At 70.0% G+C, this 20,297-nt stretch carries 24 protein-coding genes, 1 tRNA gene and 1 riboswitch; of the genes, 8 read left to right on the top strand and 17 right to left on the bottom strand.

The genetic code is table 11. The annotated features are described in order from the left end of the window. Positions 1-98 precede the first annotated feature (98 nt). A complete protein-coding gene (locus tag ABZX12_RS12500) occupies positions 99-692 on the top strand; it encodes an MBL fold metallo-hydrolase (protein ID WP_355692853.1) in 594 nt (197 codons plus the stop codon). 161 nt (positions 693-853) lie between these two features. Here ABZX12_RS12500 and ABZX12_RS12495 read toward each other — a convergent pair whose 3' ends face one another. Next, positions 854-1,489: a tetratricopeptide repeat protein gene (locus ABZX12_RS12495; RefSeq protein ID WP_355692498.1), complete on the bottom strand. Its 636-nt coding sequence runs from the start codon at positions 1,487-1,489 to the stop codon at positions 854-856. 23 nt (positions 1,490-1,512) lie between these two features. Between ABZX12_RS12495 and ABZX12_RS12490 the strand changes: the two genes are divergently transcribed. Continuing rightward, the gene (locus ABZX12_RS12490; RefSeq protein WP_355692496.1) at positions 1,513-2,055 is read left to right on the top strand and encodes a GNAT family N-acetyltransferase; all 543 of its coding nucleotides are present in this window, start codon (positions 1,513-1,515) and stop codon (positions 2,053-2,055) included. 10 nt (positions 2,056-2,065) lie between these two features. Continuing rightward, positions 2,066-2,437 carry a hypothetical protein gene (locus ABZX12_RS12485; protein ID WP_355692494.1) on the top strand — a complete coding sequence of 124 codons (372 nt, stop codon included), beginning with the start codon at positions 2,066-2,068 and terminating at the stop codon, positions 2,435-2,437. Here the strand turns inward: ABZX12_RS12485 and ABZX12_RS12480 are convergent. After that, a complete protein-coding gene (locus ABZX12_RS12480) occupies positions 2,434-3,378 on the bottom strand; it encodes a trypsin-like peptidase domain-containing protein (RefSeq protein WP_355692492.1) in 945 nt (314 codons plus the stop codon). The genes ABZX12_RS12485 and ABZX12_RS12480 overlap by 4 nt on opposite strands. Positions 3,379-3,489: 111 nt before the next feature. Here ABZX12_RS12480 and ABZX12_RS12475 point away from each other — a divergent pair, with 111 nt between their 5' ends. Both ABZX12_RS12475 and ABZX12_RS12470 read left to right on the top strand, forming a co-directional pair. Further along, the gene (locus ABZX12_RS12475; protein WP_355692490.1) at positions 3,490-4,038 is read left to right on the top strand and encodes a helix-turn-helix domain-containing protein; all 549 of its coding nucleotides are present in this window, start codon (positions 3,490-3,492) and stop codon (positions 4,036-4,038) included. A gap of 72 nt (positions 4,039-4,110) precedes the next feature. Beyond that, positions 4,111-6,282, top strand: coding sequence for an MMPL family transporter (locus ABZX12_RS12470; RefSeq protein WP_355692489.1), 2,172 nt, complete (start codon positions 4,111-4,113; stop codon positions 6,280-6,282). On the opposite strand, the gene ABZX12_RS12465 is transcribed toward ABZX12_RS12470, so the two are convergent. The 8 genes from ABZX12_RS12465 to ABZX12_RS12430 form a co-directional block, all read right to left on the bottom strand. Then, on the bottom strand, positions 6,193-7,095 hold the full coding sequence (locus ABZX12_RS12465; RefSeq protein WP_355692487.1) for a hypothetical protein: 903 nt from the start codon (positions 7,093-7,095) through the stop codon (positions 6,193-6,195). The genes ABZX12_RS12470 and ABZX12_RS12465 overlap by 90 nt on opposite strands. Before the next feature lie 49 nt (positions 7,096-7,144). After that, positions 7,145-7,218, bottom strand: a tRNA-Pro gene (locus ABZX12_RS12460). A 71-nt stretch (positions 7,219-7,289) separates the two neighbouring features. Next, positions 7,290-8,657: a ribosome biogenesis GTPase Der gene (der, locus tag ABZX12_RS12455; RefSeq protein WP_355692485.1), complete on the bottom strand. Its 1,368-nt coding sequence runs from the start codon at positions 8,655-8,657 to the stop codon at positions 7,290-7,292. Then, entirely contained in the window at positions 8,650-9,378 is a 729-nt protein-coding gene (locus ABZX12_RS12450) for a lysophospholipid acyltransferase family protein (RefSeq protein WP_355692483.1), read from the bottom strand. The genes der and ABZX12_RS12450 overlap by 8 nt, the downstream gene beginning before the upstream one ends. Further along, a complete protein-coding gene (gene cmk, locus ABZX12_RS12445; RefSeq protein ID WP_355692481.1) occupies positions 9,375-10,055 on the bottom strand; it encodes a (d)CMP kinase in 681 nt (226 codons plus the stop codon). The genes ABZX12_RS12450 and cmk overlap by 4 nt, the downstream gene beginning before the upstream one ends. Positions 10,056-10,086: 31 nt before the next feature. Further along, a complete protein-coding gene (locus ABZX12_RS12440) occupies positions 10,087-11,151 on the bottom strand; it encodes a prephenate dehydrogenase (RefSeq protein WP_355692479.1) in 1,065 nt (354 codons plus the stop codon). Then, entirely contained in the window at positions 11,148-11,516 is a 369-nt protein-coding gene (gene aroH / locus ABZX12_RS12435; RefSeq protein WP_355692477.1) for a chorismate mutase, read from the bottom strand. The genes ABZX12_RS12440 and aroH overlap by 4 nt, the downstream gene beginning before the upstream one ends. An 84-nt stretch (positions 11,517-11,600) precedes the next feature. Further along, on the bottom strand, positions 11,601-12,497 hold the full coding sequence (locus ABZX12_RS12430; protein WP_355692476.1) for a helix-turn-helix domain-containing protein: 897 nt from the start codon (positions 12,495-12,497) through the stop codon (positions 11,601-11,603). A gap of 65 nt (positions 12,498-12,562) precedes the next feature. Between ABZX12_RS12430 and ABZX12_RS12425 the strand changes: the two genes are divergently transcribed. Further along, the gene (locus tag ABZX12_RS12425; protein ID WP_355692474.1) at positions 12,563-13,417 is read left to right on the top strand and encodes a phytanoyl-CoA dioxygenase family protein; all 855 of its coding nucleotides are present in this window, start codon (positions 12,563-12,565) and stop codon (positions 13,415-13,417) included. Here ABZX12_RS12425 and ABZX12_RS12420 read toward each other — a convergent pair. The 7 genes from ABZX12_RS12420 to dop form a co-directional block, all read right to left on the bottom strand. Beyond that, positions 13,414-14,265 carry a tetrahydrofolate dehydrogenase/cyclohydrolase catalytic domain-containing protein gene (locus ABZX12_RS12420; RefSeq protein WP_355692473.1) on the bottom strand — a complete coding sequence of 284 codons (852 nt, stop codon included), beginning with the start codon at positions 14,263-14,265 and terminating at the stop codon, positions 13,414-13,416. The two genes, ABZX12_RS12425 and ABZX12_RS12420, sit on opposite strands and share 4 nt — an antisense overlap. A 20-nt stretch (positions 14,266-14,285) precedes the next feature. Then, positions 14,286-14,370, bottom strand: a riboswitch (ZMP/ZTP riboswitch). A gap of 15 nt (positions 14,371-14,385) precedes the next feature. Beyond that, complete coding sequence (locus ABZX12_RS12415) at positions 14,386-14,805, bottom strand: nitroreductase family deazaflavin-dependent oxidoreductase (RefSeq protein WP_355692472.1); 420 nt, start codon at positions 14,803-14,805, stop codon at positions 14,386-14,388. Between the two features lie 19 nt (positions 14,806-14,824). Next, positions 14,825-15,460 (bottom strand): NUDIX hydrolase, encoded by a 636-nt coding sequence (locus ABZX12_RS12410; protein WP_355692470.1) that lies wholly within the window; start codon positions 15,458-15,460, stop codon positions 14,825-14,827. Further along, on the bottom strand, positions 15,457-16,311 hold the full coding sequence (prcA, locus tag ABZX12_RS12405) for a proteasome subunit alpha (protein ID WP_355692468.1): 855 nt from the start codon (positions 16,309-16,311) through the stop codon (positions 15,457-15,459). Before prcA ends, ABZX12_RS12410 begins: the two co-directional genes overlap by 4 nt. Before the next feature lie 37 nt (positions 16,312-16,348). After that, positions 16,349-17,191, bottom strand: a complete 843-nt coding sequence (prcB, locus tag ABZX12_RS12400) for a proteasome subunit beta (RefSeq protein ID WP_355692466.1) — start codon at positions 17,189-17,191, stop codon at positions 16,349-16,351. Between the two features lie 8 nt (positions 17,192-17,199). Beyond that, complete coding sequence (locus ABZX12_RS12395) at positions 17,200-17,409, bottom strand: ubiquitin-like protein Pup (RefSeq protein WP_130448384.1); 210 nt, start codon at positions 17,407-17,409, stop codon at positions 17,200-17,202. Between the two features lie 55 nt (positions 17,410-17,464). Next, positions 17,465-18,985: a depupylase/deamidase Dop gene (dop, locus tag ABZX12_RS12390; protein ID WP_355692465.1), complete on the bottom strand. Its 1,521-nt coding sequence runs from the start codon at positions 18,983-18,985 to the stop codon at positions 17,465-17,467. Positions 18,986-19,059: 74 nt separating this feature from the next. On the opposite strand from dop, the gene ABZX12_RS12385 reads away from it, so the two are divergent. Both ABZX12_RS12385 and ABZX12_RS12380 read left to right on the top strand, forming a co-directional pair. Beyond that, on the top strand, positions 19,060-19,554 hold the full coding sequence (locus ABZX12_RS12385) for an NUDIX domain-containing protein (RefSeq protein WP_355692463.1): 495 nt from the start codon (positions 19,060-19,062) through the stop codon (positions 19,552-19,554). Beyond that, the gene (locus tag ABZX12_RS12380; protein ID WP_355692462.1) at positions 19,551-20,291 is read left to right on the top strand and encodes a phosphotransferase; all 741 of its coding nucleotides are present in this window, start codon (positions 19,551-19,553) and stop codon (positions 20,289-20,291) included. The genes ABZX12_RS12385 and ABZX12_RS12380 overlap by 4 nt, the downstream gene beginning before the upstream one ends. The last annotated feature ends 6 nt before the right edge of the window (positions 20,292-20,297 follow it).

The following is a 20,297-nucleotide window of genomic DNA, read 5'->3' as shown; positions in this document are numbered from 1 at the left end:
TGGATGTCACCGAGAGCAGGGAGAGGCGAGAGATGCCGGAGTACCACGGGAACGTGAAGGTCGGCGGGCCGGCGCAGACCCACGAGCTGGCCAAGCTGATGATCACCAAGGTCGCGGTCGGGCCGATGGACAACAACGCCTACCTGCTGCGCTGCCGGCAGACCGACGAGCAGGTGCTGATCGACGCCGCGAACGAGGCGGACACGCTGCTCCGCCTGATCGGCGACGGCGGCCTGGCGCGGGTGATCACCACGCACCGCCACCAGGACCACTGGGAGGCGCTCGCCGAGGTCGTCGCCCGGACCGGCGCCACCACGGTCGCCGGCCGCCACGACGCCGAGGGCATCCCGGTCCCGACCGACCAGCTCGTGGACGACGGCGACCACATCGCGGTCGGCAGCTGCAGCTTGCGCGTCATCCACCTGGTCGGCCACACCCCCGGCTCGATCGCGCTGCTGTACGACGACCCGGACGGCGCGCCGCACCTGTTCACCGGCGACTCGCTGTTCCCCGGCGGCGTCGGCAACACCCAGGGCGACGCCGAGCGCTTCACGTCGCTCATCAACGACGTCGAGACCAAGCTGTTCAACGAGCTCCCCGGCGAAACCTGGGTCTACCCCGGCCACGGGTCCGACACCACCCTCGGCGCCGAACGCCCCCACGTCGCCGAATGGCGCGCACGCGGCTGGTAAGCCACGGCTCAGCCGCGGCCCGGAACTCTCCGGACGCCGGCCAGCACCTGAGACAGGCAATGGTGACCGAGAACATGCAATAGCAGGTCCCCATCCACCGTTGCTTGTCTCCACCCACCGATCCTGGGGTGCTGACGCGTGACAGGACCCGTCGTACGGCGTCAGATCCGTGCGCGCGCCGCTTCGATCTGTTCGGTGACCTTCAGAGCGCCGGCCGAGGATGCCAGGGATGCCGCCTCGTCGGCGAGCGCTCGGGCGTCCGCGGTCCGGTCCTGGGCGATCGCGAGGTAGACGAGGCCGACCAGGTTCGCGGCGACGCCTGCGGTGAAGCCGAGGGCGCGGCGCAGGGCCGTGGACTCCTCGAGCAGCACGCGGGCTTCTGCGTGGTCGCCAGCCATCTGGGCGGCGATACCCAGGTGGCGGAGGGCGTAGGAGAGGGTGAGGTCGTCCCCGGTCTTGCGGGCCAGTTCGACGGACGCCGTCAGGAACGGTACGGCGGCCGCGTTGTCGTCGCGGACGACCTGGTGGAAGCAGCCGATCCAGAAACGTGCCAGGGCCTCGCCCCGCTCGTCGCCGGCGCCGCGGTACAGCTCGGTCGCGCGTTCGAAGTACCCGAGCTCCTCCGGCGGCTCGACGCGCGACTCCAGGAAGCGGCAGTGCAGGATCCGGCCCCGCTGCAGGAGCAGCGCCGCCTCCACCATGTCGAGCGCGCGATCCGCCTCGGGCAGGTCGTCGTACTCACCGCCGAAGATCGCCCGCTCGTACAGTCCGTCGACCTGTCGCATCAGCTCGTCCACCCGCCGGAGCATACGGTGAACACATGAAACACATGACCGGTTTCGCCGAATACCGGCCCGGCGCCACGCGGCACCATGCAGATGTCGTCGTACGACCGGCCGAGGTCACCGATCTCGCGGCCTGCGCCGACCTGATCGTGTCGCGAACAGGCGGCTCCGCCGACGAGCGTCGCAACCGTCTGCAGGCGGACCTCGACGACCTCGACCGGTACTCCGTGGTGGCAGTCGTCGGCGGCGACGTCATCGGGTACGGCGGCGTGATCCGGCACGAGGTCTCCCCCGCCGACCCGCCGAACATGGCGCCTACCGGGTACTACTTGGTCGGTCTGATCGTCGACCACCAATGGCGGCGGCACGGCATCGGCGAGTTGCTGACCCGCGACCGCATGCGCTGGGTCGCGGCGCGCGCCGACGAGATCTACTACTTCGCGAACCTCGGCAACGGCGCGACCCTAGACCTCCACCAGAGCTTGACCTTCACGGAGGTTACCCGCGACTTCACCTTTCCGGGCGATCCCCTGAAGCCCGGAACCGGCGTACTGCTTCGAGCTGAGCTCCAGGGTTAGCATCGCGTTCATGACGACCTGGCAGGACGTTTGTGCGCTGGCCGAGCGGCTGCCTGACGCGCGGCTGGGCGAGGCGCACGAGGGGTCGCCGGCGTGGTACGCCGGCCGCCACCAGTTCGCCCGGCTCCGCTGGGACGACGCCGGTCGCGAACTGCTGCAGGTGTGGACCGGCGACATGACCACCCAGGCCGCGCTGGCCGAGCGCCGGGACGTGTTCCCGGTCGTCCACACCTTTCAGTACCGGGTTACCTGCTGGGGCTATCTCGACCGGATCGAGCTGCGCGAGACCGCCGAACTGCTCCTCGACTCCTACACGATCCGCGGCGGACCGAAGCGCGGGCAGGCCGTCGATCCGGCGGAGTTCCTGCCGCCGCCCGGCTAGCGGTCGGTGAGTTCGGCCGGGTAGGCGATCACGTCGACGAGCGCGTTGTTGCGGATCGCGGTGATCTCGGTCCGGCGCGCGATCGCGTCCTCGAACAGCTGCCGTTGCAGCGACTGCGCGTCACGGAGCGGTACGCCGTTCACTGCCAGCACGAGATCCCCTTGGCGCAGCCCGGCGGCGGCCGCCGGGCTGGCGGGGATGACCTCGACGACCCGGAGCGCCGCCCGCTGATCGAAGCGCTCCGCGAGTGCCGGGTGCAGCGGAGCGGGCGTCGTCACGAGGCCGAGGTACGCACGCCGTACGCGGCCGTCGTGGAGCAGTGCGTAGATGATCCGCCGTGTGGTCGGATTGACCGGGACCGCGAGTCCCAGTCCGATCCCGGCGACCGCGGTGTTGATGCCGATCACCCGCCCGTTGCCGTCGGCAAGCGCCCCGCCGGAGTTGCCCGGGTTCAGCGCCGCGTCCGTCTGGATCACGTCCTCGATGATCCGGTGCGCCGAACCGCTGCGAACGGGCAGCGACCGGCCGAGGGCGCTCACCACGCCGGCGGTCACACTGCCGGCCAGCCCGAGCGGATTGCCGACGGCAACCACCAGGTTGCCGACTTTCACCAGGTCCGCGTCGCCGTACTCGGGCGGATCCGGGATCTCCCGATCGGCCCGCAGCACGGCGAGATCGGACAGCTGGTCGACGCCGACCACGCGCGCCTGCGCCGTCGTACCGTCCGCGAACTCGGCTGACGCCTCGGCCCCGTCGCCGACCACGTGCGCGTTCGTGAGCAGGTGCCCGTCGCCGGTCAGCACGACGGCCGAGCCTGACGAGTCGCCGCGCCGGCTGTGGATCCGCAGGCTCGCGACCCGCGGGATCAGGTGGGCCGCCACGCCCGAGACCACTCGGGAGTAGGCATCCAGGACGTCGTCCCCGGCCATCTCGTCAGCCATCGCCCTCACCTCCTGAATTACATCATTACACCGAAAGCAAGGACGTGAACCGGACCACACAACTGACCGATCGGTTGAAAACTGGCCGATCGGTCAGTCAGGATGCGTGACATGGCAGTCATCACCCCCGCCCGGGAGCGGACCAGGCGCGAGATCGTGCGCCAGGCGATGGCGCTGTTCCAGGCCGGCGGCTACAACGCGACGTCGCTGCAGGACATCGCGACCGCAGCGGGCTGCTCGAAAGCGACCGTGCTATACCACTTCAGCGGCAAGCCGGCCGTGCTCGCCGCTGTCCTCGAACCGGCCGCCGCGGACCTGGCCGAGCTGGTCGCCGCCGCGGCCGAGCTGCCCCGCGCGGAGGCGCAGGACCTCACGATCCAGCGCTTCATCAACCTCGCCGTCGAGCACCGCGGCGTTGTGGACGTGCTCCAGGACGTCATCCCGGTGATCGAGCAGATGCCCGAGGTCGCTCCGCTGGTGGCCGACGGCCTGCGCATGACGCAGTACATGGCCGGATCCGACGACCCGCTCGAGCAGGACCTGGCCAAGTTCGCGATCAACGGCCTGCTCGGCGAGTGCCGGCACTCCGACGAGCGCACCGACGACGACCTCCGACGACTCTGCGACATCGCGCTGCGAAGACTCCTCCGCCGCGCCTGACCGCGCCACCTGGACGACCCGCCGCCGCGCGGGTGGTCGACCCTGCCCTGAACGACACGGAAACGGAACCCGATGGCCAACTTCCTGTACCGGCTCGGCCGGTTCTCGTACCAGCGTCGCCGCCTCGTCGCCGCCGTCTGGGCGCTGTTCCTCGTTCTGCTGGGCGTGGGCGCGCTCACGCTCGGCGGCAAGACCGCGAACACCTTCTCGATCCCGGGCACCGAGTCGCAGCGCGCGCTCGACGCGCTGAAGCAGGAGCTGCCGGCCGCCAGCGGCGCGTCCGCGACGGTCGTGGTGAAGGCGCCCGACGGCAAGACGCTCGCCGACCCGACCGTGAAGGCAGCCGTCGGCGCCACCGTCGCCAACGTCGCGAAAGTGCCCGAGGTGATCGCGGCGATCGACCCGTTCACGAGCAAGGCGATCAGCCCGGACGGTACGACGGGGCTGATCAGCGTCCAGTTCGACAAGCCGGCCGACGAGCTGTCGCACGAGAGCAGCGACGGGTACGACGGGCTGAGCGCGTTGAGCTCGGGTGATCTCCAGGTCGTGCCCGGCGGGCAGATCAAGGCCGGGGTGCCGGAGATCGGCGCGACCGAGGTGATCGGCGTGGCGGTCGCGGCCGTCGTACTGGTCGTGACGTTCGGGTCGCTGGTCGCGGCCGGGATGACGCTGGTGACGGCGTTGCTCGGCGTGCTGGCCGGAATGGCGGGGTTGTTCATCGTGACCGCGTTCACCGATGTGTCCTCGACGGCGCCGATCCTGGCGCTGATGCTCGGCCTCGCGGTGGGTATCGACTATGCGTTGTTCATCAGCTCGCGGCACCGGTCGCAGCTCGGCGAAGGCATGGATCCGGAGGAGTCGGTGGCGCGGGCGACCGCGACGGCCGGGTCGGCGGTGCTGTTCGCAGGCGCAACCGTGGTCATCGCGCTCGCTGGGCTGTCGGTCGTCGGCGTACCGTTCCTGACCGCGATGGGCCTGGCCGCCGCGGCGACCGTGCTCACCGCCGTACTGGTCGCGTTGACGTTGCTGCCGGCACTGCTCGGCTTCGTGGGGAACCGGGTGCTGCCGCGCAAGCTCCGGAAGGCGCCGGCCGCGGCGGCTCCGGTCGAGGGCTTCGGTTTCCGGTGGGGGCGGCTGGTGACGCGGTTGCGGGTGCCGATCGTTGCTGTCGGCATCATCGGCCTGGGATTGCTGACGATCCCGGCGAAGGACATGCAGCTCGCACTGCCCGACGGCGCCTCGGCGGCAGCCGGGAGCAATCAGCGGGTTGCGTACGACCTGACCGCCGCCGCCTTCGGGCCGGGCGCCAACGGGCCGCTGGTGGTTGTGGTGAAGAGCAACGACGCAGCGACGTCGAACGCGCTCGTACTGCAGGTGCTCGGCAAGACGCAGGGGCTCCCTGGGGTCGTGGCGGCACAGCCCGCGGCGGCGAGTCAGGACGGTACGACGCGGCTGCTGCAGGTGGTTCCTCGGAGCGGGCCGGCGAGCGAGGAGACCGCCGACCTGGTGAAGAACCTGCGGTCCGCGGTGAAGCCGCTTGCCACGGGTGACGCCAGTATCTCGGTGACCGGAAACACGGCGGTCGGGGTCGACGTGTCGAACAAGCTGTCCGATGCGTTGCCGACGTACCTGTTCGTGGTGATCGGGCTTTCGTTCCTGCTGTTGCTGCTCGCGTTCCGGTCGGTGCTGGTGCCGTTGAAGGCGACGCTCGGGTTCGTGCTGACGATCGGGGCGACCTTCGGGATCACGGTCGCGGTGTTCCAGGAAGGGCACCTGGCGAGCTGGGTCGGGGTCGACTCCCCCGGTCCGCTGGTGAGCTTCCTGCCGATCATCATGATGGGCATCCTGTTCGGCCTGGCGATGGACTACGAGGTGTTCATCGTGTCCCGGGTGCGCGAGGAGTTCGTGCACGGCCGGCACGCGAACGACGCCACCGTCCAGGGCCTCGGCCACGGCGCCCGGGTCGTCACCGCCGCCGCCCTGATCATGGCGTCGGTCTTCGCCGGCTTCATCCTGGTCGAGGACCCGATCATCAAGGCCATCGGCTTCGGCCTGACCATCGGCGTCCTGATCGACGCCTTCGTCGTCCGCATGACCCTCGTCCCCGCCATCCTCAGCCTCCTCGGCGACCGCGCCTGGTGGTTCCCCCGCTGGCTAGACCGCCTCACCCCCCGCGTAGACATCGAAGGCGAAAGCCTGCGGGTCGAAGCTCCGGAGCCCAAGGAACTCGCGGACGTACGCTGACCCGCGTGGTGGGGCGTCCGTGTCGGCCGCTCCACCACGCAGCAGGCTCGACGCATCACCCACGCGATAGGGCGTGTAGCTCTGAGCCGAGATGCTTACCCGCCCCGCCAGCACGGAACTCGGGATGACGTAGATGCTGCCGTCACCGAGCACGATGAAGAACAGGTCGATCGTGTCGGGATCGTAAGGCATCTTGCCGGCCGTCTTGTCGAGCACATACGGCCGTCTTCCGATCCCGACATCCCAGTACCCCCGCCCGTTCCGTGAGGCACACGACTTCACCTGCACGCGCTGGATGCCATCCGTAGTAGTCACCAGCAGGTCGTAGACCTCCGGCTCCATCGGCAGCGCCACGGCACAGCCATGCAACGTGAACCAAGCCATGGCAAGCGCCGGTGCCGCCGCGCGCAGCATCTCTGGACGGAGCGGCAACTGGAGCGGCTCGGTGGTGGGCTGGGAAGACGGGGACGGCCGGAGCTTCGAACAGTCCAGGCCCAGCCGGACCGCGTGCCCCTTGATGCGGACGCGGGACTCGGCACCGTCACTGACGCCCAGTCCGGCGATCACGTCGGCCCAGCAGGTCGCGTCGCGCATCACCTCACGCAACTTCCGGTCGGACCACTGCCGCTGGCCGGTGAAGTGCGCCGTGTCGAGCGCGAGCCGCTCGGCGTGCTTCTTCAGCGAGCGCACAGTGCCTGCAGATGTGCCTTTCAGTCCCAGTGCGCGGGCGACGCCACGCCATGAATGGTTCTCGGCTGCAGCCTGGCGGAGGTCGTCGTCGTTCCAGGTTCGTCTGTCGCCCCAGGTCGTCATGGGGCCAACGTAACGAGGGGCACCGACAGAATCGGTGCCCCTCGAGGGGTCGGGCTGACAGGATTTGAACCTGCGATCTTTCGGCCCCCAGCCGAACGCGTTACCAAACTACGCCACAGCCCGCCGAACCGCCCCGAAGGGCGAACCGGGGTAAACCATACCCCATCAACTGGGGCAGCACTTAACGGGTCCGGTCAGCGTTTCTTGTTCTTCTGGCGGGCTCGGATCTGGACGTGGACGGGGCTGCCGACGAAGCCGAAGTCCTCGCGGAGGCGGCGTTCGATGAAGCGCTGGTAGGAGGGTTCGATCTGGCCGGAGGTGAAGATCGCGAAGGTCGGGGGCATCGTGGTGGCCTGGGTGCCGAACAGGATCTTCGGCTGCTTGCCGGAGCGGACCGGGTGCGGGTGCGCGGCGACCAGGCGGCCGAGGAAGGCGTTCAGCTGGCCGGTCGGGACGCGGGTCTGCCAGCCCTCCAGCGCCGCCTCGATCGCAGGCACCAGCTTCTCCATGTGCCGGCCGGTGAGCGCGCTGATGTTCACCCGCGGCGCCCAGCGGAACTGGACCAGGTCGCGGTCGATCTCGCGCTCCAGGTAGTAGCGGCGCTCCTCGTCGACCAGGTCCCACTTGTTGTACGCGATCACGAGCGCCTTGCCGGCCTCCTCGACCGCGTTCATGATCCGCAGGTCCTGCTCGGAGATCGACTCCGAGGCGTCGATCACGACCACGACGACCTCGGCACGCTCGATCGCCGCGTTGGTCCGCAGCGAGGCGTAGTACTCGTGGCCCTGGGCGTTCTTCACCTTGCGGCGGATGCCGGCGGTGTCGATGAACCGCCACTCCTGGCCGCCGAGCGTGATCAGCTCGTCGACCGGGTCGACCGTCGTACCGGCGACGTCGCTGACGACGACCCGGTCCTCCTTGGCGACCTTGTTGAGCAGTGACGACTTGCCCACGTTCGGTTTGCCGACGATCGCGACCCGGCGCGGGCCGCCGACCTCGTCGTCGCGCTCGGCCGGGGCCTCCGGCAGCGCCTCGAGGACGGCGTCCAGCAGGTCGCCGGTGCCGCGGCCGTGCATCGCGGACACCGCGAACGGCTCGCCGATGCCGAGGCTCCACAGGTTCATCGCCTCGGACTCGATCCGCTGGTCGTCGACCTTGTTCGCGGCCAGGACCACCGGCTTGCCGGACTTGCGCAGCACCCGGACCACCGCCTCGTCCGCGTCGGTGATGCCGACGACGGCGTCGACCACGAACAGCACCGCGTCGGCGGCGTTGATCGCGACCTCGGCCTGGGCCGCGACCAGGGCGGCCATGCCGACCGCGTCCGGGTCCCAGCCGCCGGTATCGACGACCGTGAATTCGCGGCCGGCCCAGTTGGCGTCGTACGACACGCGGTCCCGGGTGACGCCGGGCGTGTCCTCGACGACCGCCTCGCGGCGGCCGATGATGCGGTTGACCAGCGTGGACTTGCCCACGTTCGGCCGCCCGACGATCGCAAGGACGGGCAGCGGCCCGGTGTCCTCCCGGTCGTGCGTCGGTACTTCGGTGGGCAGGTCAGTCATCAGGGTCCTTCGGGTCTCGCCAGCCCGGGAGCGGGTGGCCGGTTTCTTCGACGGCCGCCTTCACATGGGCGCGCAGCACGTCCCCGATGTGACCGGTGACCGCCTGTACGTCGGAATGTCTCCTGGGAAAGGGTACGCGCTCGACGGCGAAAGGCTCGCCGTACACCACGTCGATCCGGCTTCCGGCCGGCGGATAGCCCTCCACGTCGCCGCCCGGCAGCCGCGTCCCCATCAGCGCGACCGGCAGGATCGGCGCGCCGGTGACCATCGCCAGGTACGCCAGGCCGACCTTGATCCGGCTGAAGTCGCCGGGCCCGCGGGTGCCCTCCGGGTAGATGTTCAGCACCCGCCCGTCGCGCAGCACCTGGATCGACTTGCGGACCGCGAGCGTGTCGTACGACGAGCGGTCGACCGGGATCTGCCCGATCAGGTGCAGGAACCTGCCCTGCAGCCCGCCGAACACCTCGATCTTGCCGAGCTGGTGCAGCATCCGCGGCGCGAGCGCGCCGAGCAGCGGCGCGTCCAGCAGGCTCAGATGGTTCGGGGCCATCAGCAGCGGCCCGGTCAGCGGGAACCGGTCCTCGTGGTGGATGGTCAGGTTGTACTTGCGGCGGAAGTACGGCGCGGCGACCTTCCGCAGCGGGAGCGCGAACCGGTACGGCAGCGCGGGCAGGTCGTCGGTCCGAGGCAGATCCTTGTGCCCGGTGACTTCAGCAGTCATAGCTCCCGGCCTCGAGGAACGGTCTCCTTGGCGAGCCGGCTGATCACGTCGATGACCTCCTCGAGGGTCAGATGGGTGGAATCGACGGTGACGGCTCCGTCGGAGGCGACCAGGAACTGCGAGACCGTCGCGTCGTCGGCGTCGCGGCGGACGATCTGGTCCCGCAGCTGCTCCGCGGTGACCGCACCGGAACCCAGCTCGGCGCCGCGCCGGGACAGCCGGGCGTCCTGGTCGGCGGTCAGGTGGACCTTCAGCTCGGCGTCCGGGGCGACCACGGTGGCGATGTCACGGCCCTCGACCACGATTCCGCCGCCGTCCTGCGCGGCGTCGATGACGGCTCGCTGCCGCCGGACCAGCTCGTGGCGGACGTCCAGGTTGGTGGCGATCTTCGACACCACCGCGCTGATCCGGGGCTCCCGGATCGCGGCGGTGATGTCGGTCCCGTCGGCGATCACGAACTGGTGGCCCGGGTCGGTGCTGACCTCCAGCTCCAGCTCCCGCGCGCGCTGCGCGACCGCCGCCGTGTCGTCCAGGTCCAGACCACGCTCGACGGCCGACCAGGTCACCGCGCGGTACGTCGCCCCGGTGTCCAGGTAGCGCAGTCCGAGCCGGGTGGCCACTCCGCGCGCGGTGCTCGACTTACCGGAGCCGCTCGGCCCGTCCACAGCGATGATCATGCCCCGAAGATTACCTTCGGCCGGGGACAAACTAGCGGTGGACCACCCACCCGCGCTCGGTCAGGACGTCGACCAGCTGGTCGACCGAGCCGGGCTTGACGGCGAGCTCGACCTCACCGGCCGGGCGGCCCGGGCTGTGGTCGATGCGCAGGTCCTCGACGTTCGCGCCGGACTCGGCGGCGTCGGCGAACAGCCGGGCCAGCTGACCCGGGCGGTCCGGGATCGTGACGAGCACCGTGACCAGGTCGATATGCGGCGTCCCGTGCTTGCCCGGCACCCGCACGGCCCCGGACACGCCCTGGCCGAGAATCGCGGTCAGCTCGTCGACCGCCTCCTCCTTGCCGAGGGCAACGAGCAGCCGGTCGAGCTCGCCGCGGATCTGCTCCAGCAGGCCGGTCAGCGCGGTCGAGTTCGCGGAGACGATCTGGGTCCACAGCCGCGGGTCGCCGGCCGCGATCCGGGTCACGTCGCGGACGCCCTGACCGGACAGTTCGAGGTGCGAGGACGGCGCGTCCGCGAGGGTGCCCGCGGCAAGCGCCGACATCAGATGCGGAAGGTGCGAGACCCGGGCGACGCCCAGGTCGTGGTCCTCGACGGACAGCTCGACCGTTCGCGCGCCGCAGGCCTCGGCGAGCCGCCGGACCAGATCGACCGCCTCCGGGGCGCTCGTCGCGTGCGGGGTGATCGCCCAGGTGGCGCCGTCGAACAGGTCCGCGCGGGCCGCGAGTGGGCCGTTGCGCTCGGAGCCCGCCATCGGGTGGCTGCCGACGTACCGGCTGACGTCGTCGGTCAGGCCGCGCGCGTCGGTCAGCGGCTTCGACTTCACACTGGCCGCGTCCGTGACGATCGCCCGGGTCTGCTGCAGCTGCTCGGCGACGACGGCGCCGACATGATCCGGCGGTACGGCGACCACGACCAGCTGCGGCTCGATGTCGACCGTCCGCGCGCCGGCGCCGATCCGCTCGGCCATCAGCGCGTTGTCCGGGTTCCCGTCGACGAGCTCGACGACCACGCCCAGCCGCGCCAGGGCGAGGCCGATCGACGTGCCGATCAGCCCGGTGCCGACGATGCGGACCGGGCCGCGGAGCTCGGTCATTGGGCGCCGGTCAGGTCCGGACGGAGCGCGACCGCGCCGTGCAGGTAGACGTGCTGGATCTTGTCCCGGGACCGGGGCGTCTCGGTGTGCACCATCAGCCGGACGACCCGCGGCAGCGCGTGCGGCACCGGGACCTCCTGCATGCACATCAGCGGTACGTCGGTGAGCCCGATCTGCCGCCCCGCGACGGCGGGGAATTCCGAGCGCAGGTCCGACGTGACGGTGAACAGGATGCTGATCAGATCCTCGTTCTCCAGATCGTTCGCCTCCAGGACCGCCTTCACCAGCTCCGCGGACCGCTCGAGCAGGTGCTCGCGCTCGTCCACGTCCAGCTGGGTGGCACCCCGGATCGCCCGTACCGCCACGTGCCGCCTCCTTCTTTTCGTCTCACCCAACCCTAGGCCACGGTAGCCAAGGACTGGACAGCCGTCTCGGATCGTGCACGCGGGTCAGCCGTTCCGGGCGGCGTCGAGGAGCCGGCGGGCCATCGGCAGCAGTCCGGCCTCGCGCACCGGAGCGAGTGGATCGGACAGCTGCCGGCGGCGACGGAACGTTCCCGGCGGGTCGCCGTACGCCAGCGAGAACCGGCGCGAGAAGTGGTACGGATTGCTGTAGCCGCAGTCGGCCGCGATCTCCGCGATCGTGGCATTGGTGCGCAGGAGCGCGGTCGCCGCCCGGGCCAGCCGGATCAGATCCAGCGCGTACGCCGGTCCGCACCCGTACTCCTGCCGGAACACCCGGTGCAGATGCCCCGCGGACGGGTTCGCCGCGCCCGCCAACTCCGCGACGCTGACGATCCGGGGACCACCCGTGGCCCACACGGTTGCCACGTGATCGACCAGGCGCTGGACGGCGGCTGGGAGGTCGACAGGTGGCGGGCCGGCCGGAGCGCTGACGAAGACCTCGAGCATCGTCGCGACCAGCCGATCGCTGTGCCCCCGGGCCGGCGTCGGAACATCGAGCAAGTAGCTGCACAGCTCCTCGAGCAGACCCGGATCGGACATCGACCGCACCCAGGGCCAATCAGCCGGATCGCCGAGATCGCCGAAGTCCTCGATCTGGAAATGCACGTAGGCGTGCCGCGATCCGCGATCACAGTCCCAGAGATAGGCGTCCCGGTTCCCGCGCTTCGCGAGCGCGAGCGATCCCGGCCGGAGCTCGCGCTCGACCGTCGCCTGCCGGAGTCCCGCGTCGTCGTACACCTCGGTCCGCCAGAGTGCGGAACCGTGCAGGATCCAGAGCAGTTCGAAGTTCGGCAGGCGGCGCGGCCCGTACGTCGCTCCGGGCGCGTAGTCCGCGATCTGGATCGGCGAGTTCACGCTGATCACCGGCGACCGCAAGATCATGAACAGATAGTAGAGCGCTCGTCTGCGACATTGGCCGGCTCCGCGTGCTCCGCGACAGTGGCTGAATGCACTTCACCGAGATCACCGACGAGCTGGTCGGGTCCTACCGGCGGGACGGCTTCGTCGTCCTCGATCAGGCCCTCCCACCCGAGCAGGTCACCGCGCTGCACACCGCGGCCGAGCAGCTGTGCCGCGGCGACCTCGGGACCGTCGAGGGCGCTCCGGACAACGAATCCACCGACGACGTCCTCCGGCAGTTCCTCTGCATCCACCACCCGCACAAGGCGTCCGACGTCGCGCTCGCTGCCCTCCACGCGCCGCGCGTGGTCGAGACGTTGACCGCGGTGATCGGGCCCAACGTCAAGGCGATGCAGTCCATGCTGTTCATCAAGGCTGAGGGCAGGCCGGGACAGGCGTGGCACCAGGACGAGTTCTTCATCCCGACCAGGGACCGCTCGCTGACCGCGGCCTGGATCGCGCTCGACGACGCCACCGTGGAGAACGGCTGCCTGTGGGTCCTGCCGGGCTCGCATCGCCGTGGGGTCATCTATCCCGATCGGGAGCAGGACGATCTGCGGTTCGACTGCACGGTGGAGGCGTTCGACTTCCCGTACTCCGACGACGACGCCGTACCGGTCGAGGTGCCGGCCGGCTCGGCGGTGATCTTCAACGGATACCTCTTGCACCGATCACTGCCGAACACCGGCCGGCGAGGACTGCGCCGCGCGCTCGCCAACCACTACATGAGTGCCGAGTCGCTGCTCCCCTGGCACTCCGTGCCGGACGGCGTTCACGTCGCCAAGCACGACTACCGCGACATCGTCATGGTCGCGGGCACCGACCCGTACGCCTACAAAGGCCTCGACGACATCGCCCGGCCGCACTCCCGCCCGGACAAGGACGGCGGCTGCGACCGCTAGCTCAACTGGGCCTCGGCGGCGTCGACGGTTTGCTCCAGGAGGAGGGCGATCGTCATCGGCCCGACGCCGCCCGGGACCGGCGTGATCAGCCGGGCGACCTCGGCCGCTTCGGCGAAGTGCACGTCACCGACGTTGCCCTCGTTGTATCCGGCGTCGACCACCACGGCGCCGGGCTTCAGCCAGTCGCCGCGGACGAAGTTCGCCTTGCCGACGGCGGCGATCACGACGTCCGCGGTCCGGACCAGCTCCGGCAGCTCGCGCGTCCGGGAGTGCGCGTACGTGACGGTCGCATTCGATGCCAGCAGCAACATGCCGGCCGGCTTGCCGAGGATCGGGCTGCGGCCGATCACCACCGCGTGCGCCCCTTCGAGCGGTACGTCGTACGCCGCGAGCAGTCGCATGATCCCGCCCGGCGTCGCGGATCGGAATCCCGGGTCCTTGGTGTCGTTGAAGGCCATCGCCGCGAACGAGCGCATGGTCACGCCGTCGACGTCCTTCGCCGGGTCGATCGCCTCGAACGCGGCCCGCTCGTCGATCTGCGCCGGCACCGGGTGCTGCAGCAGGATCCCGTGCACCGCCGGGTCGCCGGACAGCTTCGTGATCTCCGCGACGAGCTCGGCGGTGGTCGTCGTCGCCGGCAGTACGACGCTGCGCGACGCGATCCCGGCCTTCTTCGACCGGTTCTGCTTCATCCGCACGTACGTCGCCGACGCCGGGTCGTCACCGACCAGAACGGTCGCCAGGCACGGCTGCACGCCGTACTGCTCCTGCAGGGCGCGGGCGCGATCGGCAGCCTTGGCGACCATCGCGGCGGCGAGATCGGTCCCGATCATCAGATCAGCGGTCATCTGGAGCACTCCTGTGTCGCAGAGGGTGCCCAGGCGCGCGGCGAAGCCGGGTGGCAGACCGTTCCCCGGTGGTCGTCCACCTCAGCGCCAGTCGCGGTCCGCCGCCAGGATACCGGCCCGTTACGCGCGCTTCAGCGCGAGGACGGGGATGGTCCGGACACCGGCCGTCCGGCGTTCGTAGTCGGCGAAGCCCGGGTAGCGGCGCGCCTGCTCGGCGTAGATGCGGTCGCGGTCGGCGCCGGTCACGTCGGTGACGGTGACCTGGTACTCCTCGGTGCCGATCTCGACGGTGCCCTTACCGGCGGCGACGAGGTTGCGGTACCACTCCGGGTTGGTGGGCGCGCCGCCCTTGCTGGCGAAGACGTAGATCACGTCCGGGTCGGTCTCGTCGGCGAGGTACATCGTCGGAGCGACGTACTCCTGCCCGCTCTTGCGGCCGTAGTGATGCAGCAACACCATCGGTGCACCCTCGAACTGGCCTCCGACCTTGCCTTCGTTCGCCCGGAACTCCTCGATGATGTTCGCGTTCCAGTCGCTCATATCGGTCCTCCGCAGTGTGCTAAAGCAATCCTGCGTGGTCCAACGCCAGATAGGCCGCGTCGATTCCGGTCATCGCACCGGGAGTGCGCAGCTCGGCGCGGAACGCATCCACGGTCAGCTCGACCGGGACACAGTCTTCGGTCTCGTCCAGCTGCTGCTTCCCGTCCGGGCGGCAGCCGCGCGCGATCCCGACGTACTTGCGGTACGTCGAGGACGCCGACGACCACTGCCAGCCGACGATGTCGAGGGACTCGCAGACGTAGCCGGTCTCCTCCTCGAGCTCCCGGGCGCCGGCGAGCGCGGGGTCCTCGCCCGGCTCGACGTAGCCGCCCGGCAGGTTGGTGACGACCCGGTCCGGACCGGCCCGGAACATCCGCACCGTCACGATCCGGCCCTCGGGGGTCAACGGCAGCACCGTCACGCCGGACGTGATCCCGGCCGCGGACTTCGGGCCGAACACGTCCCAGTCGACCTCGCGGCCGTCCGGCATCCGGTAGCGGCGCAGGTTCACCGTCAGGAACCGGTGGAAGCCGGGCTCCTCCCCCAGCAGCTCCCACGGCTCCGGATCCCCGACCCGAGCGACATCCAACTGGCCCGGGAACTGCTCAGCCGCCACCTCGTCGGTAGCGGCTGAGCTCTCGTGCTGGTCCGTCACAGCGGACGGTCGGTGTCGGGGTCCTCCGGCGGCGCGACCGGCGCGTCGTCCTCCGGCGGGGCCACCTCGGCCTCGTCGGCCGGCGACCCGCCTGACGACTCGCCCGACGCCTCGGACTCCCCCTCGGCCGGCTCCGTGGGGGCCTCGGCCGGGCGGGACTCGCTCAGGATGCCGGCGAGCGTCTCCTCGGACATCCGCTTGAACTTGCGCACCTGCGACCGGGTGCGGTCCAGGACCGCGACCTCGAGCTGGTCCGGCGTCAGCTCCCGGACCTCGGTGCCGTCGTGGCCGAGCGCGTCCACGGCGAGCCGGAGCGCGCCGGCCAGCGAGATGCCCTCGCTGTAGTGCTCGCCGACGTAGTCCGCGACCTGCTCGGCCGGGCCGCCCATCACGGCATACCCCCGGACGTCGGCGATCGAGCCGTCGTAGGTCAGCCGGTAGATCTGGTCCTCGGCCGGGCTCGCGCCGATCTCGGCGACCAGGATCTCGACCTCGAGCGGCTTCTCGCCGCCGGAGGAGAAGATCGCGCCGAGGGTCTGCGCGTAGGCGTTGGCCAGCGCCCGGCCGGTGACGTCGCGGCGGTCGTAGGAGTACCCGCGCATGTCGGCGAGCCGGACGCCGGCGATCCGCAGGTTCTCGAACTCGTTGTACCGCCCGACGGCGGCGAACGCCATCCGGTCGTAGATCTCCGCGACCTTGTGCAGTGCGGGCGAGCGGTTCTCCGCGACGAACAGGATGCCGTCGGCATATTGCAGCGCGATCGCGCTGCGGCCCTTGGCGATGCCTTTGCGGGCGAAGTCCGCCCGGTCCCGCATCAGCTGCTCGGGCGAGACGTAGAAGGGAACGCTCATCGAAGGTGTCGTCCTCGTCAGTCGATCGAGATCTTGGTCAGGTCAGGGACGCCGAGGCCGGGCCGTCGGGACGCTGGTGCCGCTGGCCCCAGGCCGCGTCGACGAGCGTCGCGACCTCGTCCTCCGGCAGCCGCCGGTACCCGTCCGCGGTGACCACGCCGACCACCGGGAAGATCCGCCGGAGCATGTCCGGGCCGCCGGTCGCGGAGTCGTCGTCGGCCGCGTCGATCAGCGACTGGATCGCCACCGTCGCACAGTCCGTCTCGGACAGGTCCTCGCGGTACAGCTTCTTCAGCGCGCCGCGGGCGAACAGCGAGCCCGAGCCGACGCTGTAGAAGTGGGTCTCCTCGTACCGGCCGCCGGTCGGGTCGTAGGAGAAGATCCGGCCGCCCTTGATGTCCTCGTCGTAGCCCGCGAACAGCGGCACCACGGTGAGGCCCTGCATGGCCATCGGCAGATTGCCGCGGATCAGCGCGCTCAGCCGGTTGGCCTTGCCGTCGAGGCTGAGGGTGGCGCCCTCGAGCTTCTCGTAGTGCTCCAGCTCGACCTGGAACAACCGGACCATCTCGATCCCGAAGCCGGCCGAGCCGGCGAACGCGACCGCCGAGTACTCGTCGGCGGGGAAGACCTTCTCGATGTCACGCTGGGCGATGATGTTGCCCATCGTGGCCCGCCGGTCGCCGGCCATGATCACGCCACCGGGGAAGGTGGCCGCCACGATCGTCGTGCCGTGCGGGACTTCGCTGGACAGGTCACCCTGGCCCAGGGACCGTCGTCCGGGCAACAGGTCGGGCGCGTGCCCGGCCAGGAAGTCCATGAACGACGAGCCGCCTGGGGTCAGGAAGGCTTCCGGCAGCCGGCCGGAGGCATCAGATGTCATCGAGCGGTTCACTCCCCACCCTTTTGCACGAAACCGCGGACGAACTCCTCGGCGTTCTCCTCGAGCACCTCGTCGATCTCGTCCAGGATCGAGTCGACGTCCTCGTCGAGTCGCTCTTTGCGCTCCTGGACGTCCTCCGACGCCTCGACCTGCTCGACCTCTTCCTCGGTCGACGAACGCTTCGGCTGCTTGTGCTGCTGACCGCCGTCCTTCGCCATGGCACACCTCCTAGAACCGCTGGGAGGGCCGCCCAACCGACCCTCAAGAGCGACCCTACCCGGCGGCACCCCCAGTAATGGTGCGAACCAGGTCACTTGCGGTGTCGCATTGGTCAAGAAGTGCCCCGACATGCGCTTTCGTGCCCCGCAGCGGGTCCAGCGTCGGGATCCGCTGCAGCGACTCCTTGCCCGGCAGGTCGAAGATCACCGAGTCCCAGGAGGCGGCCGCGACCTGCGGCGCGTACTGCTGCATGCAGCGGCCGCGGAAATACGCCCGGGTGTCGGTCGGCGGGTGCGCGACGGCCATCCGGATCTCCTCGTCGGTGACGAGGCGCTGCATCCGCCCGGACTTCACCAACTTGTAATACAGGCCCTTGTCCGGGCGGAGGTCGGCGTACTGCAGGTCGACCAGGTGCAGCTTCGGGTCGTCCCACTCCAGGCCGTCGCGGTCCCTATAGGACTGGAGCAGTTTGTACTTCGCGACCCAGTCGAGCTGGTCGGACAGCTTCATCGGGTCGGTCGCGAGCTGGTCGAGCACTTGCTCCCAGCGGTGCAGCACGTCCTTGGTCTGCCGGTCCGCGTCGTCGCCGTACTTGTCCTCGACGTACTTGCGGGCCTGCTCCAGGTATTCCGTCTGGAGCTGCACGGCGGTGAGCTTGCGGCCGTCCTTCATCGTCAGCAGATGTGTGCAGGTCGGGTCGTGGCTGACCTCGTGCAGCGCGGTCACCGGGCGGTCGACGCCCAGGTCGTCGGTCAGCCAGCCGTCCTCGATCATCGCCAGCACCAGCGACGTCGTGCCGACCTTCAGGTACGTCGAGATCTCGGACAGGTTCGCGTCGCCGATGATGACATGCAGGCGGCGGTAACGGTCCGGATTCGCGTGCGGCTCGTCGCGGGTGTTGATGATCGGCCGTTTCAGCGTCGTCTCCAGGCCGACCTCGACCTCGAAGTAGTCCGCCCGCTGGCTGATCTGAAACCCGTGCGCGGCGCCGTCCTGGCCGATCCCGACCCGCCCGGCGCCGGTGACCACCTGACGGCTCACGAAGAACGGCGTCAGGTGCCGCACGATCGACGCGAACGGCGTCGAGCGGCGCATCAGGTAGTTCTCGTGCGAGCCGTACGACGCGCCCTTGTTGTCGGTGTTGTTCTTGTAGAGGTTCAGCTGCGGCGCTCCGGGGATCAGGCGGGCCTGCCGCGCGCCCTCCATGATCACCAGCTCCCCGGCCTTGTCCCACACCACCGCGTCGCGCGGGTTCGTGGTCTCGGGCGCGGAGTACTCCGGGTGGGCGTGGTCGACGTACAACCGGGCGCCGTTGGTGAGGATCACGTTCGCCAGGCCGGTCTCTTCGTCGGTGAGCTGGCTGGAGTCGGCCACCTCCCGGCTCAGGTCGAAGCCGCGCGCGTCCCGCAGCGGGTGCTCCTCGTCGAAGTCCCACCGGGTCTTGCGCGCGAGCGGCTGCGTCTGGGCGTAGCCGTTCACCACCTGGCTCGAGGTCAGCATCGGGTTGGCCCCGGGCTGACCCGGAACCGAGATCCCGAACTCGGTCTCGGTTCCCATGATCCGCCGAACACTCATGGAGTCGAGCCTACGCGGTACCGGCGACGAAATGGGTTGCCGTGTCCACAGGGATAACCTGTGAGACTGCGCCCATGGACGAATTGGTGGCGATTCTTGACGACGACAACCAAGTCACCGGATCGGCGCCACGATCGGTGATGCGCCGCGACAACCTGCGACACTCCGCGACCGGCGTGGTCGTCCGGAATCCGGCCGGCGACATCTACGTGCACCGGCGGACCACCACGAAGGACGTCTACCCGGGCCGGTACGACTTCGCCGCGGGTGGTGTCGTCGCGGCGGGTGAGGACCCGTTCCACGCCGTCGTCCGGGAGCTGGAGGAGGAGCTCGGGATCTCCGGCGTGGAGCTGACGCGGCTGCCGGAGGGCGACTACGCCGACGAGAACACGCGGTACCACGCGTACCTGTACACGTGTGTCTGGGACGGCCCGGTGCGGCACCAGCCGGAAGAGGTCGAGTGGGGCGACTGGATGTCCCCCGCGGAGCTGGTCGCGAAGTTCGACGAGTGGCCGTTCATGCCGGACACCGTCGGGCTGCTCGGTTCCTACGTCCGGGACCTGGTGTGACGATCCTCGAGGGCTGGGACAGCCACGCCTGGATCGACGGCCCGTGGATCCATCGATCCCCGCGCCGCCCGGAGGTCCGGCCCCGGTTGCTCGCCGAGGTCACGCTCCTCCCCTGGCTCGCCCCTCAGCTGCCGCTGCCGGTGCCTGTCCCCGAGCGGACCGCGGACGGCGTACGTCACCTGCTGCTCCCCGGCTCACCGCTCACAGGCGGCGACGAGGCCCTCGGGCGCGAGCTGGGGTCCTTCCTGAAGGCGTTGCACGCTGTTGACCCGGCAGAAGCCGTCGCGTACGGCGCTCTGGACGCCGAGACCGCGTCGGCGACGAAGGCTGTCGAGCTGCACGAGTTCCGGACACAGATCGTGCCGTTGCTGCCCACGGAAGCCCGGGCCGCCGCCCACGAGCTGCTCGATCGCGTCGCCGCCGTCCGCAACTGCTTGATCCACTCCGACTTCGGGCCGGACCACATCCTGATCACCGACGGCAGGGTCACCGGGATCATCGACTGGACGGACGCAGTCATCGGCGACCCTGCGCTGGACCTGTGCTGGGTCCTCAACGGCGCCCCGAAGGCTGTCGCCGCCGGCGCGGCCGAGGTCTACCAACCAGGCCCTGAGCTGGTCGAACGCGCCAAGGACTGGGCCCGGCTGTCGCCCTGGTACGGCGTCCACCGCGGCCTGCGCCTGAACCTGCCCGACGACGTGGTGAACGGCCTGCGCGGCATCGTCTCGCTGCTGTGATGCAAC

Source organism: Kribbella sp. NPDC003505, from assembly GCF_040610875.1.
In the GTDB taxonomy this organism is placed as follows: Bacteria; Actinomycetota; Actinomycetes; order Propionibacteriales; family Kribbellaceae; genus Kribbella.
Note: the sequence above shows the minus strand (reverse complement) of the source record. Positions and strands in the feature narration are given on the sequence as shown.

Excerpts from the sequence above, each read along its gene's own strand:
- ABZX12_RS12420 (WP_355692473.1), bottom strand. The coding sequence starts at position 14,265 with ATGACCGCTGATCTGATGATCGGGACCGATCTCGCCGCCGCGATGGTC.
- ABZX12_RS12475 (WP_355692490.1), top strand. The coding sequence starts at position 3,490 with ATGGCAGTCATCACCCCCGCCCGGGAGCGGACCAGGCGCGAGATCGTG.
- ABZX12_RS12450 (WP_355692483.1), bottom strand. The coding sequence starts at position 9,378 with ATGACTGCTGAAGTCACCGGGCACAAGGATCTGCCTCGGACCGACGAC.
- ABZX12_RS12485 (WP_355692494.1), top strand. The coding sequence starts at position 2,066 with ATGACGACCTGGCAGGACGTTTGTGCGCTGGCCGAGCGGCTGCCTGAC.
- cmk (WP_355692481.1), bottom strand. The coding sequence starts at position 10,055 with ATGATCATCGCTGTGGACGGGCCGAGCGGCTCCGGTAAGTCGAGCACC.
- der (WP_355692485.1), bottom strand. The coding sequence starts at position 8,657 with ATGACTGACCTGCCCACCGAAGTACCGACGCACGACCGGGAGGACACC.
- ABZX12_RS12465 (WP_355692487.1), bottom strand. The coding sequence starts at position 7,095 with ATGACGACCTGGGGCGACAGACGAACCTGGAACGACGACGACCTCCGC.
- ABZX12_RS12425 (WP_355692474.1), top strand. The coding sequence starts at position 12,563 with ATGCACTTCACCGAGATCACCGACGAGCTGGTCGGGTCCTACCGGCGG.
- prcA (WP_355692468.1), bottom strand. The coding sequence starts at position 16,311 with ATGAGCGTTCCCTTCTACGTCTCGCCCGAGCAGCTGATGCGGGACCGG.
- ABZX12_RS12470 (WP_355692489.1), top strand. The coding sequence starts at position 4,111 with ATGGCCAACTTCCTGTACCGGCTCGGCCGGTTCTCGTACCAGCGTCGC.
- ABZX12_RS12480 (WP_355692492.1), bottom strand. The coding sequence starts at position 3,378 with ATGGCTGACGAGATGGCCGGGGACGACGTCCTGGATGCCTACTCCCGA.
- ABZX12_RS12395 (WP_130448384.1), bottom strand. The coding sequence starts at position 17,409 with ATGGCGAAGGACGGCGGTCAGCAGCACAAGCAGCCGAAGCGTTCGTCG.
- ABZX12_RS12500 (WP_355692853.1), top strand. The coding sequence starts at position 99 with ATGATCACCAAGGTCGCGGTCGGGCCGATGGACAACAACGCCTACCTG.
- ABZX12_RS12385 (WP_355692463.1), top strand. The coding sequence starts at position 19,060 with ATGGACGAATTGGTGGCGATTCTTGACGACGACAACCAAGTCACCGGA.
- ABZX12_RS12490 (WP_355692496.1), top strand. The coding sequence starts at position 1,513 with ATGAAACACATGACCGGTTTCGCCGAATACCGGCCCGGCGCCACGCGG.
- ABZX12_RS12415 (WP_355692472.1), bottom strand. The coding sequence starts at position 14,805 with ATGAGCGACTGGAACGCGAACATCATCGAGGAGTTCCGGGCGAACGAA.
- dop (WP_355692465.1), bottom strand. The coding sequence starts at position 18,985 with ATGAGTGTTCGGCGGATCATGGGAACCGAGACCGAGTTCGGGATCTCG.
- ABZX12_RS12440 (WP_355692479.1), bottom strand. The coding sequence starts at position 11,151 with ATGACCGAGCTCCGCGGCCCGGTCCGCATCGTCGGCACCGGGCTGATC.
- prcB (WP_355692466.1), bottom strand. The coding sequence starts at position 17,191 with ATGACATCTGATGCCTCCGGCCGGCTGCCGGAAGCCTTCCTGACCCCA.
- ABZX12_RS12430 (WP_355692476.1), bottom strand. The coding sequence starts at position 12,497 with ATGATCTTGCGGTCGCCGGTGATCAGCGTGAACTCGCCGATCCAGATC.